Source organism: Candidatus Omnitrophota bacterium (genome assembly GCA_016929445.1).
Classification (GTDB): domain Bacteria; phylum Omnitrophota; class Gorgyraeia; order JAFGIU01; family JAFGIU01; genus JAFGIU01.
Genome location: JAFGIU010000035.1, coordinates 1 through 13,615, shown reverse-complemented (window position 1 = coordinate 13,615; position 13,615 = coordinate 1). Strand labels below are relative to the sequence as shown.

Sequence of the window (13,615 nt, the reverse complement as noted above, 5' to 3'; positions counted from 1 at the left end):
GGGAAACGCCCAAGACCCGTATTGCTAGCCCGCAAAAGCCAGGGCCTTTTCCTTCATCTCGATCATAGGCCAATGATTGTTTGACCCGAGCATTCCTTCATAAAGCTCAAGAGTCCTTGCGGCAATCTGGCCCCAATCGTAGTCGCGGACGACCTGCTGAATCCTCTTGGCCCGGGGCCCGTCTCCAGCGGGAGCTTCATTGACAAACTGCTCCAATTTGCGAGTCATCACACCAATATCCCCAGGTCTGAAGTACCGGTCATTTTCCAAACCCACCTCGCGATTGGCCGGGATGTCGGAGACCAGACATGAAGAACCGTAGCTCAGAGCCTCCAGAAGCGTGATGGGCAGGCCCTCATGGTAGGACGGCAGCACAAAAAGGCCTGCATGGCTGTAAAGCTCCTGAAGCGGCTTCCCGGTCTGAAACCCGGTCATGACAACGCCGGAAATGCGGCTGCTTTTCTTCTTGAGCTGCCTGCTGTATTCATCCTCATGGTCCGCGTCACCCACGATCACCAGCTTCTTTCGAAGCACCCGGCTCTGCCCGGCCGTGGCAAAGCGCTCAAAACTTTCAATGAGTTCGTCGAAACCCTTTTCCGGAACAAGGCGTCCGACCGCAAGAATATACTCTCCCCGCTCAAGATCGTACTTCTTGAGAACCTCTTCCTCATGGGCGGGCTCTGAAACAACCACACCGTTTGGAATAACGGCCAAGTCCCGCCCGAATCTTGCGCGAACGGAGCAGCCGATTGCCTGAGAAACAGCAATGACTTGGTTAGAGCAGGTAACTCCAAGTCTTTCTCCCAGCCTCAGTATTGTCTTCGCAAACCAGTTCCATTTCTTTCGCTCATAATCAGGGCCGTGGTGAGTCATCACGACCTTCATACCCAGAAGTCGCGCCAAGGGAACAAAAAGCGACGGGCCGATGGCATGTACATGCAAGATCTTCGCCTTGAGCTGCTTCGCCTTCAAAACCCCCAGGAGGGTGTGGATCGGCGCTTCCATAAACTTATGCTTAGGACAATCGACCGGCAAAACCTGGACTCCGCGGTACACATACGGGGTCCCGCCCGTGTAAGGAGACCGGCTGATCACAGTAATGTCGCAGCCAAGGGCTGCCAGCCGCGTATAGAGCTCTTCGCAGTGTCTTTCTACCCCGCCCTGGACATCCGGAAATCCTCGAGTTCCCACAACGACTATCTTCATCGGTTGACATACTCCTTTTGGGTATAGTGAGGATCCGTCGCTTTCTGGAGCCGGGATCTATAGCTCTTATCCAGAAAGGATTGCCTCTGAACCTGCGGAGCGCTCCTGACATCTTCATAGTTGATGTACCGGTCAAAGGCGATATCCATTCCTAAGGCTGTTTTGATTTTATTTTCAAGAACCCACCTCAATGGCTCGAGTTTCGGAAAGGCGGGGAAGGCATTCGAACGCATCGCAGTCCGGGCAGTGGTCACCATCCAACAGTTTTGCCGGCAATCAGCAACCAAGGCGCGGCTTTGCCGGGCTGCGGGGCTCGAAATGATCTCAGTCCAGCTCTGCTCCTTCAAATTCCCCATCGGCAAATCAGTGCGCACATTGCAGGCCCACACATCGGACCAGGGATCAATGAAGGCAAAATCCTTGCCGGCAGTACACTTAATCAAACGGTCCTGCCCTAAAATGTTTTTTATCAATCCCAGATTTAAATAGCCGCGGAACCAGCTCTTGACGCTATTCGTCCTGAGCATGGCTGTAATCAATTTCTCAACTTCTTTCGCGGCTTTTAACCGGTCATAGAAATGATTGTCGTTCTTGTGAAACTGCCAAGCGTTATGCAATGAAGATGTGGATAACTCCACGCCCAGTTTTCCGGCAAGGTCGTGCACCCAAGTAAGCTGCGGGGCATTTTCGTCCTGAATCACGAGGGCAAAGCCCAGATCAGTGCCTCCGAGCTCTTTCAGCATCTGAAGACCCTTGACCTTTATCTGAAATCCGTCCGATTCCCCGCGAATGCAGTTGTTTGTGAGCTCGTCACCTTCGAGGGAGAAACGCACCTTGGTGTTGGGATACTTCCTGATGATCGGGGCCAGGCGCTCCGGATAAAGTCCATTGGAGCTAATCTCAGTGATCCGCGCCTTGGAGTGCAGAAGATCAACAAGCTGCGGAAGGTCCTTGCGCAAGGTCGGCTCCCCACCGGAGATATTCAGATTGTCAAAGCCGCCCGGCAACTTGGAAAGCGTGGCCAGGGAAACCTCCTCCTGGGGATGAGATGGATTCTGCCAGATGTAGCACATTTGGCACTTGGAATTGCAGCGATAGGTTGAAATGACTGTTAAGTCCACGATACCCCTCTCCGAAGCCCTTTTTCAGTGCTTATAACCTAACAATCGACTGTAACGTCCATGTGGGACTAATGTAAGGGATTTATGAGGAAAGATGGATCCGTAAGTAACTGATATTTCACACGTTATAAACGACCTTGCTCCGGACCGGCTCTTGAATCTTCAAACCTAGGGACAGGTCTCGCCTACCCCTTTCACATCAACTCGTGCCAGAACCCGTCGGAGGACTAGATGCTGGCTGGCGGGCTTCTTCTGGGGGGCCTCTGGCGCAGGAAAAGCAGTTAAACCCTGTCTTAGCAAATTGTGGCGGGGTATAAGGCAGGACAAAACAGCCTACCGGGCTTTGGACACTCGCTCAACCTGTTCAAGGTACTCCTGCACATCATCCCGGGGATCAAGGAACTGAGCCCTGCGCAGTAGCGGTAAGGCTTCGCTGTATTTGCCGTTTCGGACCAACAGCTGAGCGTGCCGCACTTTGGCATCCGCTTCATATCCCTCGATGCTGGCGGCCCGCTCAAAATAAAAAGCAGCCTTTTCAGGCTCCCCCGCGCGGCCGCTGTGCTGCCCCAGCAAGATCAAGGCTTCCCCGTCAAGAGGATCGATCTCGACAATCTGCTCGAGAACACGGGCTTCCTCTTCACCGGCACCCTCTGCGACAGCCAGACGGGCACGAAGTTTCAGCACATCTTTTTTTTCAGCGGGGTCCATCTGATCCCCGCGAAGTTGCTCAATTTTTTCAACCAACTGTTTGGTTTCACTCAGGGCTCCACGAGCAGCCAGCACCTTAGCCGCCCGGATGCCGCGTTCCGCGCTGCCGCCCGGGTCCTTCTGCATGGCCCGGATGTAAGAATCCACAGCCATTTCGTAAAGCTCTTGGTTGATGTAGATATCCCCGAGCATATTGAGGCTGTCTTTGGTGGATCTGCCTAAGCGGTCCACGAACTCGTAGTTCTCGGCTGCTTTGAGAGCTTGACCAAGTCCAACATAAGCATTGGCCTGCAAGAGCCAGAGATCCGCGCGATCGGGGTCCTCCGCTATTAACTGAGCACAGAGAGCAACAGCCTGCGAATAGCTCTCCTGCTTGAACAGGCTGCGAGCCAACCCCATCTTCCAGTCCATCGTTTCCGGATCCACCAAAACCGCCATCCGGTAAGCCGTCTCGGCAGAAAGGTAATTCCCTACGGAGGAATGCGCAAAACCCAAAAGGCCATAGGTGAGCGCATCGCCGCCACCCAGTTCGACCACACGCGTAAGTGCCGGCAAAGCCTTCTCAAATTCGTTCTGGCGCACGTAGATCAAACCCAGGTTGCGCCAAGCGCGCAGGAATTTCGGATACTTGTCCACGGCCACTTCATAGGCTTCGGCGGACTGCTCGAGCTTCTCTTGCCGGAAATAGAGATTCGCTAGAGTAAAGTCATACACCGCACTCACTGCTTCGCCCCGGTTCTTCTCTAAAACCCGGGCAGCTTCATCCAATTTGTCTGAAGAAATGAGCTCCAGGACTTCCTGCATTTGGTCGCGCTCCGAGGTAGTGACAAGTGGTTCAATATCGGTCTCCGCGATGTAGCTCTCGGTAAACTGCTTTTGAAAGGCAGGACTATTCCATATCTGCAGTTCCCACGGACTCAAGCGTGTCCGTTCTGAAGACTCCAAAGCGGCATTTGCAGTCTGTGCGGAGTCACACAAAACAATAGCAACCAAGATCAGGAACAAAAACTGTTTCATACCTGCTATCCTTTCGGAAAGGTGATGGGCACACGCATACGGAACCGCACTGCCTCCCCCTTCCTCTTGCCCGGCTCAAAGCGCCACTGCTTGACAGCGACTAATGCCGGTTTCTCAAATACAGGGTCCGTTGATTTCTGAATGATAGGGTTCTCCACGCGCCCGGACTTACTGACCACAAACACTACATAGACAGTGCCGGGAGCCTTCTTTCGAACCTTCTCATCCAGTATCGGGCCCGGCTGATACGTCACCCTGGGCTTCTGGTCCAAGTCGGCAAGCGAAAAAAGGGCATCCAGGCTGCTGTCCTCAGCGCCTACGGTCTTAAGCTTTACCGCGAAATCACCGGCCATCCATCCGTCCCCGAATCCTGGATTCAGAGCCAGTTCCAGCTGATTGAGATCCAAAGGAGGGGCTTCCTCCGACAGCTCCGGGGGTTGCTCCTCCGGCTCCGGCTCCTCCTCCGGCTCCTCTTCCGGCGGCGGAGGTGGCGGAGGCACATTGGCAGTGTTCACCTCTTGAACCATCAGATTTGTGGCCGGCGGCTTGCTGATGGTCTGCATAAACGGCAGCACAAGAAAGAAAATCAAGGTCAAACAGACCGCACCGGAGATAACCAATAAATGGTGGCGGACCTGCTTGAATAACGAAGCCTGCATTCCCCTTCTCATGGCGTCAACATTTAACCTTTGGGTTGGCTCGTGGCCACAGATACTTTGGTTGCCCCGGCCAACTTAGCTTCATCAATAATGCGCACCAGCAACCCGGACTGGGCAGCACTATCCGCCTGGATAATCACCGGGATGTCCTCCTTCTGAAGCATCCGCTTCACAAGCGGCTGGACACCACTAATGCCTATTTCACGCCCCCCGTAAACAACCTCCCCCTTATCGGTTAAGGCAACAAGGATGCTCGATTTTTCCAAACGCACAGCCGAAGCGGCCTGGGGTTTATCCACCTGGACCCCGGTCTCTTCAACAAAGGTTGTCGTCACGATAAAGAAAATGAGCAGAATAAACACACAGTCGATCAAGGGAGAGATGTCGATTCCTTCTCCGTTGCCATCTTCTGCCATGTATTGACGGAATCTACCCATGAGCGAGCTTCTCCTGTTTTCGCAGTTTCTTGTAAAGCTTCTGAGTGCAAATGGTTTCCAGGTGGGTCAAAAAACTTTTATACCTTTCGTGTTGACGGGCCAGTTGATACTGGAAGAACAAACCCGGCAACGCAATGATCAATCCGGTTTCTGTAGTAACCAATGCTTCGGAAATTCCTCCGGCGACAAGCGCCATTGTTTTGTCCCCGCCGGAACCCGTGGCCAAAGCACCAAAGGTGGCAAGCATGCCGGTGACAGTCCCCAGTAAACCCAACAAAGGTGCTGCCGTCACACAAATATGCATGACGCGCAGGTCTCTTTCGAATGGGACAATCTCGGTGGTGCGCAACTCTTCAAAATAGATTGCTGTTTCCTTCAGGGAGTTGCCACCGCTTGCAAAATCGAGTAATTCGCCGATCGGCCCTCTGCGTGCTTCGGGATGATTGATCCAGTGCCTCCAGACCCTTTCCGGCACAGTCCGGAAACCCTTTTCATTTAATTTGAGAAACACATGCATTCCCAGGCCAAACAGCACAAAGGCGTTGACAGCCAGTGCCACCATGCCCCACCCGCCTGAAATCCAAATAGAAACTGCTTGCTCCCACAAGGAAACAGCGTACTGGGTCATTTCGTTCCTCTTGGAGAATCCGGGGCATCTGTTTTCACCTGCACAAGGTCTGGAAGATCCGGAGTCTTGCTGACTTGATTGATGAAAGCCACCGCAGCCTTTTCCATCTCATCGATGACTCCGCGCGCTCTCCGGGAAAGGTAGGCATGCAACAAGAGAGAGGGAATCGCCACAATCAGACCGAATTTCGTGGTAATCAAGGCTTCTGAAATCCCTCCGGAAAGCATTTTCACATCTCCCGAACCGAAAACCGTAATGAGCTTAAAGGTATTGATGATTCCGGTAACTGTCCCCAACAAACCCAGCAGAGGCGCAGAGGAAGCACTAATCGCGATAAAGGGTAAAAAACTCTGAAGCCTCAAACGCGTGGCCAGGATCGTCTCGTACATGACCTCTTCAATGAGTTCGTGCGGTTCCTTGAGGTGCTCCACACCCACCGCTAACATCTTGCCGGCCGGACCCTTGATTGCCACGGCCGCTTCCATCGCGGCTTGTCGATCACGCGCTCCAACCGCGTTAAGAACAGCGCTGATCTGCTTGTGGGATGGGATCCGCAGAAAGGCAAGGACAACCCACTTGTACAACGCCACAAACAAAGCAACCCCTGCCAGCAAGAAGATCGGGACCATTACAGGGCCGCCCTTTTGGATATGCTCCCAAAACGATTCGTTCGTGGCCTCAATCTTATGGGCATTCCCCAGAGTCGGATCCAGGGGGAATAGACCCCTGGAGTCTTTGACGACTCCGGCCGCTGCCTCCCGGTCTTCAAGGTTTTGGAACCCTATCACTGCGGGCTCCAGGGACCCAAGGCGCTGTTCCGCGGTTCCGACATCTTCCCCGTCCCGGGACCGGAAAAGTCCCGCAGGCCCGATCAGAACAAAAGCTCCCTGTTTCACAAGGCCCCTGGTGTTCACGGCCGTCCCCTCAAAGCGGGTTCCCCCCAACGCATCGTGCAAACGTTCGAGCGAAACCGAAACCAAAGCGGTTTGAGCTTGGTAGACTTCTTCCGCGGAGAGATTGGTGTTCTCCGGCGCCAGCTTGGCGGTCTCTAGGAAATCTTGATAGCGTTGAAGTTCGGCAATATGAAGCCGCGATTCAAAGTTGCGGATGTATTCGCTCAAGAGATTTGACAAATAGGTGGATTCTTCCTGGCGCGATTTGATTTCGTTACGCAAATTACTCAAATCCAAAGTGCGGCTATCCAGCAACCGGGATGTCTTCTTGTAATCCAGCCGTATCTCCACCAGTTCGCTCTCGAGGTCGCTGAGCTTACGACTCAAGGGTATCATTTCGCGCGCGATCACAGCGCGCAACTCACTTAGTTCGTCCAGACTCTGCTCCAGCTGCTTGTCCACTTTGACGGCCGCTTCAGTAAAGGAGCTGTCCTCAGATCCCGTTGATCCCTGGGCACGGCCGGAACCGGACCCTGCCAGCAGAAACATCATTAGGAGAAGAAGAATGTATTTTTTGTTCATGGTATTTATCTTTCCCCTGTTACTTAATCTCGACCGGCAGTTTCACAAAGTCCGCCACTTTTTCGTTTTTCAGAATCGAAATCGTATCGAAGATCTCCGCTGCGAATTCGTTTGCAGGTGTCCATATCCAACCCTCAGCAGAGGACTTTCCGGTCCCCCCGACCTCTCCATTGTTACCGGCGTAATAGCCCTGGCCTATGCCCACGTACAAGGCCGTGACCTCGGCAGAAGTCCCATCGGGCAAGGCCCTCACTTCGCTTGTCAATGTGATTTCCCGGTTGAACTTGCCCACCTCGTTCAGAACACCGATCACATTCTGGAAACGCTCCCCCAACCCGAGCTTAGTCCCCTTGGGATCCTCCGGAAAACGCTGGCTTAAAGGTTTCACGCGCTCACGGATGGGGTCCGGTAATTTCTTCAGGAGCGCTTTGGTTTGACTTTCCAACTCCACCAGCGTTGCGCTCACGGATACGGCGGCCTCTTTGAGCTTTTCATTCTCCTCCAGCAGACCACCGCGCTTCTTGTCGGCCTCTGTAATGCTCTCTTCAGCCTCCGCGATCTTCTCGCGCAGGGATTCAATTTCCCGTTGCACCAGTTCGATCCGTTCTTGCACCAGCTCCCGCCCCACTTCAAAGTCCTTCCTTTCTTGCGAAAGGATACGCCGTGTCTCCACCCATTTTTCTAATGCCGTCCGCGCAATCTCAACGCGCTCGCCATTCGATGTTTGGCTGTTATTGGCCGCGCCGTCGCTTGTCAGGGCAAATGCCGGAACACTTGCGAAGCACAGCACACAGACCGCCCAAGTCAGCAATTGGTTTGTCGGAATCACCTTTTTCATCCTTCAGTTATCCTGTTTGTGTATTCTCACTGTTCGACCCTATTACCATTTCCCGCTTAGACTCAACGTGTAGTCGATACCCTTTTGATAGGAGGTCTTCACCTTATCCTCACTCAGGACTTCGGCACGGTAAATTGTCTGAATCAGCGGATCCAAGAGGTTCTTGGCCTGGAAGACAAGCTCAAAATCCTCCCCGATCTTCTGTGACAAATTGAAGTTGAGCGTGCCGTATTCCTTTTCGTATACATTCGGGATGAATTTGCCGCTAGACTGCCCCGCGCCCGCAATCAACGTATCTCCTCTAACGGTGTAAAACAGGCCGATTTCCGTACCAAAGCGCTCCAAGTCATAGGTCAGGAAAAGGTTGTAAAGATGTTGCGGAGCATTCGACATCTCGCGGCTAATCATGGATACTCCGAAATCTCTTTCCAAATCGCCGGATTCAACTGTAGGCAAAATGACTTGAGACTGAATAAAGGTGGCATTGCCTCCAATTGATATACCATCCAGGAATTCCCAGAAACGCCCAAGCTGAGTTCGTACTTCGAACTCCCAACCGCTCAACTTCCCCTTCGGATAGTTCACAGGCGTTGTAAAACCAAAGGAAGCGTTTCTCTTCTGCACATACTCGATCGCATCCACAACATCCTTCTTAAACCATGACAGGGAAACCAATCCCCCCGGATAGGGCGTATAATCCAGACGCAAGTCGTAGTTCTCCAAGGAGCTCATGCCCAATTCGGGGTTTCCAATAAAGACATCGGCACCCAGAAACTCCTGTTGCTGAATCGGGGTAAGTTCTTTAAAAGTTTGGCGCGCTACGGTTTCTGTGTATGATCCCCTGAATTTGAAGTTTTCGAGAGGCTTAAAGCGGATCCAGGGAAGGAAGTCAGCGCCCGGTGCAAACTCGAAGCCAATCGAAGGCAGTTCGTCGACCTGCTTAAAGGACACATCAGCATCCCCTTCATTGAGAACCGTATCCGCGGTTTCACCCGGCGGCACCCAACGCACCTCCGACTCCGCTTCATTCTCAATACTCAGCTGGGTGCTCTCGTAGCGAATCCCCCCGGTCAGCTTGAAGAATGAGGTCAGGGGCACATCAGCCATCCAATACCAGGCCGTGATTTCCTGCTCTCCCTTGTAGTCCACATCGATATCCGCCGCTTTAACTTCATGTTCTTCGGATGGAAAGACCGCACTCCACAAATCCTCGTAGCCTGCCTCATAATTAGCCGCGTTGTCCTCAAGATTGCTAAAGGAGTCCTGGTCGTAACTGCGATCCACCCTGTCCTGGAACATCCCGAGCTTTATGTAGCCCGGATCCTCGGTCCACTGCTCAAACGGCACTTTCAGATTGAAGATAAATTGATTGCTGTCCTCGGCAATTTCTTTCCAGATTCTTTGAAGATTTCCCATGGTGAAATTGGCAGCCGGCTTGAGAATACGATGTTGCTCCGGCTTGCCCGGTATGATCATGGGCCCAAATCCGATATCGATAATTTCGTCCGGCACTTCCGGCCACCACAGGCTGCCGAACTGAACCTTGTTCGGCTGATACAGCTCGGAGGAGCTCAGAGCCAGGGTCCAATCGAACTCAGGCGGCAGAATCGTAAAGTAACTGTGAAATTCGATATCCGGAAAGAAGGGAGTGACATGGTCCCCGCTGAGCTGCATGGTTGTGGTCGTTCGCTCCGTGTATTCCAATGTTTCCGTTCTGAGATAGGGGGCTGCATCGGGAAAATCATGCCCCGGCGAATCAGGGTCTGAAGGGTCATGGCCGGGAAAGAACACCTCCTTGCCCCGGGTATCTTCGGAAAGCAAAGCCGTGTCCTCGGCAACCCGGGTAACCATGTAAAGGAAATCCACAGATTGTTGTTCATACTCCGCCCCCACCTTGATCAAGGTACCCCACTGCACCTCTTCGGTACCTTTCTGCTGATCAAATAGGGCTGTCTTGAAATCGTCAATTCCCCCATTCTGATTCTTCTGGGGCGTCATTTCACCAATGCTGGGATCCTCCACCCAAAGAGAATTGTCGATTCCGTTCGAGTAATAGGAATTCATCCGCTTGTAATAAGCGTTGGCAAACCCTCCGACTTTGGCGTCAAATGGAATCTCTCGCTTTCCTCCTACGGTCACAGACATGTCGAAATTTGGTGGGGCATCGGCCCGGCTTACACCAACCGCGCCCAGAAAACTGCCATCCAGCTCCCGCCGTCCATCATCCGTTCCGAGAAAACCCACGCCCCCGCCCTTGTAGGTGAGGTAATCGTTATTTCCAGTTGTCTGAGTGTTGTAACCGGCTTTAACCCTAGCCTTGACCTGGTCTTCCTCGGGAATCGACTTGAGTACGAGATTGACGGCTCCGCCGGAGGCATCGCCCTGTTGATCGGGTGTAAAGGTCTTGCTGACTTGAATGCTCTCGATCACTGCCGAGGGAAACTGATCCAACTGAACGGCGCGTTTGTCCGGATCTGCGGTAGGAAGACGCACGGAGTTCATCTGGGAATTCACGTACCGATCGGGCAGCCCTCGTATCACGGCAAATTTTCCGTCTTGCACAGTGGCGCCCGACACGAGCTTCAGGGCGCTTGCCGCATCACCGGCCCCTGCCTGGCTCATGAGGTCCGCACTAATGGAATCCATCAGTGCCGGGCTCTCGATGCGCAGTTGGAGCAAACCTGCTTCAGTTCCCCCGCCGATTTGGAGGTCCTGAACAACGAATTCCTCCATATCCGTAAATTCACCGGATAGTGCGGCATCCACATCTGTCATTTGGGCCGGAGATACCACGACATTGGCCTGAACTTGCCTTGTGTAGCCATCTTTGGAGAAAACCAATGTGTATTTTCCCGGAGGCACCTCCTTGAATACGAAGTTGCCCTCATCGGTCCCGACAATCTTCTCGCCGGTTTCCGCAATGGAAATTTCCACAGCAGCCAAAGGCACATCGAAATCTCTATCAAGTACCGTTCCGCGAATCGAACCCATCATTTGGGCGGAAGCAGCAGAAACAAGAAACAACGTCCCGGTAAAGGCAACCCAGAAAGCAACCCTATTCCCCGCCCGCAGCAACGTTTCTATTACCAATCCCGCTCTCACCGATGCTCTCCGTCAACTCTATGGCACTGTTTTGAACCGCAGCTTTCTGAGAAGGTGTCAGATTTCTTCCAATGATGTCATACCGTTCCTGAGCCGCAGCATTGCCGTTGGAAGCCCCAAGGCTGTACCAGATGCCGGCAGCCACCGGATCCTGGGAAGTTCCGCGCCCGTATTCATACATCATGCCCAATCGATACTGCGCTTCGGCCACCCCCTGCTTAGCGGCACGCCGCAACCACTTAAACGCCAATTCAGGTTCCTGAGAAACACCCTGCCCCTTCATGTACATCAGTCCGAGGTTGTGCTGCGCCGTTGCTTCCCCCTGGTCCGCGGCAAGCTTGAGCCATCTAAAAGCCTCCCCATACTCCTGCGGAACTCCCTCTCCCTTGATGTACATAAGGCCCAGCTTGCTTTGCGCCACGGCTACCCCCTGGTTCGCGGCAAGGCCCAACCACTTCGCGGCCTGCTCATAGTCCTGAGCGAGACCTTCCCCTCTGGAGTACATCCAGCCCAGGAGGAACCGGGCTTCCGCCACTCCCTGTTCCGCCGCAAGCCGGCACCACTTCTGTGCTTCCAGAAAATCAGGCTGCCGGCCATCACCCAGGTAATACATCAAGCTCAGGTTGTTCTGAGCAAAGGCGTAGGCTTGTTCCGCAGCGCGCTTGTACCACTCGCCTGCTTCATCCAGATCCTGGGGGACACCTTGGCCTCCGTAATACAACCATCCCAGCAGGAACTGGGCCTCGGCGTCTCCTTCTTTAGCAAAACTCTCTACTTCTTCAAGATTTTTAGGTGATCTTTCCGCACTCCACCCAGGTGCCGAAGCAAGAATTGTCAGTAGCAGAACGATGGCATAGAGGATAAAACCAAAACGTATTACCACGGCTCTCCAAGGCTTCCCTTAATTTCTCGAATCCGCATCCACAGTTCCTCGTCAGGAGCGACGCCATGCAAGGCCATTGAGACACAAGTGGCGGACAAGTCCTCTGCTTGCGGTCTGGAATTCGGGTTTTCAATCCCCGATTCAAGGGCTCTCTTGTAAACCGTCAATGCCGCTGATGTTTCACCAATAGCCTGATAGGCCTCTGCAAGCGGCCGGAGCGCCCCGGCTTTATAAATATTCACAATGCGATGTTCTTCGGAATCGTAGTAAACCAGGAGGGCATCCATATCGCTCTTGGCATTTTCAGTGTCGCCCGCCCGGAAGCGCAACTCAGCAATCCTGGATATCAGCTCCATGCGCTTTTCCGGAGGCCATTCCACCCCTTCCACTAACTGCTGAGCCTCGTTGACAAACCCGAATGCTTGCGACAAATCCGAGTGCTTAAGCGCTGCATCAGTCAAAACCATTAGGAGTTCGATACGCACAAAAAGCGGCATTTTTCCCCAAGACTCCCTTATTAACTTCTCTGCCTGCCCTCGTTGCTCTGTGTTCTTATAGAAACGGTCGAAAAGAACAGCGCAAGAATGCAGCGCATTCCGCGTAATGTCAAAATTCCCTTTGGAAATCAGGTCCCGCAGTCCATCCATTTGCGGTTCAAAGTCCTCCTCTTGCGCAATGCTGGCCATGGTTCCTGCAACCTTCCCCATTTCCGCGAACTCTACGCCCTCTTCGTATTCCTCTGCCTGGCTGCTCTGGCCGAGAAGAGCATGTGCCTGAGCGACCTTGACGCGGATACGATCCCGTCGCCAGTCTTCGGCGCTCTCAGACACTTCTTCCGCAAGATCCAGGTACTGCCGCGCTGCATCGCCACTCCCGTGTTGTGCGAAGTAACGAGCCAAATCGCCGTAACCCAAACCCTTGCGCCAATTCCCTATTTGTTCGATATACTCGAGCGCCTGCTGAGGCTGGTCAAGCGCTAAACTTGCGGCAGCCACGGCCTCCTGGGCCCGGGAACGGTCTTTGATGTGAGGTTTCGTGGGAATGGCTGAGGCCGTTTCAAAAGCAATTTCCAGGAGTTCTGCCTGGAACTCCGCCGACTCCTGCTTTGCCGCACAAGCCTGTTGAACGCAGAAGACGAGCGGCAGAAAAATGGCGGAAATGATAACGCGTTGAACGGACCGGACTTTCATATTCATTTTTTGCTCATTCTTTCTGGTAACGTATTTGATGGCAGCGGCGAAGCGCCGCTGCCATCAAATCGTCTCTTGCACAATCCGGATACCTGATGCGTAAAGATGCTTACTGGGCAATAATTCTGTACAGCTTGCTGGCATCGAATCCGGCAACATCCGTCAAGGAAATCGGACTACCATCACCCACGATCGTATCCACAGGGGTCCAGTTAATACCATCCTCTGAGGACTCCAGGGAGTAAACCTCACCTGCTACCGTCGGGAAGGACAGCGAGGCGGAAAGAACCACATCCACACCCGCCGGATCCGTGGCATTGCCCGTTGTCACAGTCAATCCAAAAGCATCCG

General features: G+C 53.4%; 12 protein-coding genes. All 12 read right to left on the bottom strand.

The genetic code is table 11. The annotated features are described in order from the left end of the window. Positions 1–24: 24 nt before the first annotated feature. Positions 25–1,206, bottom strand: a complete 1,182-nt coding sequence (locus JW937_02940) for a glycosyltransferase family 4 protein (GenBank protein ID MBN1586367.1) — start codon at positions 1,204–1,206, stop codon at positions 25–27. Further along, positions 1,203–2,327, bottom strand: coding sequence for a radical SAM protein (locus tag JW937_02935; protein MBN1586366.1), 1,125 nt, complete (start codon positions 2,325–2,327; stop codon positions 1,203–1,205). The genes JW937_02940 and JW937_02935 overlap by 4 nt, the downstream gene beginning before the upstream one ends. A 333-nt stretch (positions 2,328–2,660) precedes the next feature. Then, on the bottom strand, positions 2,661–4,052 hold the full coding sequence (locus JW937_02930) for a tetratricopeptide repeat protein (protein ID MBN1586365.1): 1,392 nt from the start codon (positions 4,050–4,052) through the stop codon (positions 2,661–2,663). Between the two features lie 5 nt (positions 4,053–4,057). Next, positions 4,058–4,711, bottom strand: a complete 654-nt coding sequence (locus JW937_02925; protein MBN1586364.1) for an energy transducer TonB — start codon at positions 4,709–4,711, stop codon at positions 4,058–4,060. Positions 4,712–4,734: 23 nt separating this feature from the next. After that, a complete protein-coding gene (locus tag JW937_02920; GenBank protein MBN1586363.1) occupies positions 4,735–5,148 on the bottom strand; it encodes a biopolymer transporter ExbD in 414 nt (137 codons plus the stop codon). After that, positions 5,141–5,710: a MotA/TolQ/ExbB proton channel family protein gene (locus JW937_02915; protein ID MBN1586362.1), complete on the bottom strand. Its 570-nt coding sequence runs from the start codon at positions 5,708–5,710 to the stop codon at positions 5,141–5,143. The genes JW937_02920 and JW937_02915 overlap by 8 nt, the downstream gene beginning before the upstream one ends. Before the next feature lie 62 nt (positions 5,711–5,772). Continuing rightward, entirely contained in the window at positions 5,773–7,251 is a 1,479-nt protein-coding gene (locus tag JW937_02910; GenBank protein MBN1586361.1) for a MotA/TolQ/ExbB proton channel family protein, read from the bottom strand. A gap of 19 nt (positions 7,252–7,270) precedes the next feature. Next, positions 7,271–8,089: a DUF3450 family protein gene (locus JW937_02905; GenBank protein MBN1586360.1), complete on the bottom strand. Its 819-nt coding sequence runs from the start codon at positions 8,087–8,089 to the stop codon at positions 7,271–7,273. Between the two features lie 42 nt (positions 8,090–8,131). Beyond that, on the bottom strand, positions 8,132–11,191 hold the full coding sequence (locus JW937_02900) for a TonB-dependent receptor (protein MBN1586359.1): 3,060 nt from the start codon (positions 11,189–11,191) through the stop codon (positions 8,132–8,134). After that, on the bottom strand, positions 11,145–12,074 hold the full coding sequence (locus JW937_02895; protein MBN1586358.1) for a sel1 repeat family protein: 930 nt from the start codon (positions 12,072–12,074) through the stop codon (positions 11,145–11,147). Before JW937_02895 ends, JW937_02900 begins: the two co-directional genes overlap by 47 nt. Beyond that, entirely contained in the window at positions 12,068–13,270 is a 1,203-nt protein-coding gene (locus tag JW937_02890) for a hypothetical protein (GenBank protein MBN1586357.1), read from the bottom strand. The genes JW937_02895 and JW937_02890 overlap by 7 nt, the downstream gene beginning before the upstream one ends. Positions 13,271–13,373: 103 nt before the next feature. Next, positions 13,374–13,615: hypothetical protein (locus tag JW937_02885; GenBank protein ID MBN1586356.1), on the bottom strand; the 242-nt coding region annotated here is incomplete at its 5' end.

Coding starts and splice junctions, on each gene's coding strand:
- JW937_02920 (MBN1586363.1), bottom strand. CDS start 5,148: ATGGGTAGATTCCGTCAATACATGGCAGAAGATGGCAACGGAGAAGGA.
- JW937_02890 (MBN1586357.1), bottom strand. CDS start 13,270: ATGAATATGAAAGTCCGGTCCGTTCAACGCGTTATCATTTCCGCCATT.
- JW937_02940 (MBN1586367.1), bottom strand. CDS start 1,206: ATGAAGATAGTCGTTGTGGGAACTCGAGGATTTCCGGATGTCCAGGGC.
- JW937_02910 (MBN1586361.1), bottom strand. CDS start 7,251: ATGAACAAAAAATACATTCTTCTTCTCCTAATGATGTTTCTGCTGGCA.
- JW937_02925 (MBN1586364.1), bottom strand. CDS start 4,711: ATGCAGGCTTCGTTATTCAAGCAGGTCCGCCACCATTTATTGGTTATC.
- JW937_02930 (MBN1586365.1), bottom strand. CDS start 4,052: ATGAAACAGTTTTTGTTCCTGATCTTGGTTGCTATTGTTTTGTGTGAC.
- JW937_02905 (MBN1586360.1), bottom strand. CDS start 8,089: ATGAAAAAGGTGATTCCGACAAACCAATTGCTGACTTGGGCGGTCTGT.
- JW937_02915 (MBN1586362.1), bottom strand. CDS start 5,710: ATGGTGGCACTGGCTGTCAACGCCTTTGTGCTGTTTGGCCTGGGAATG.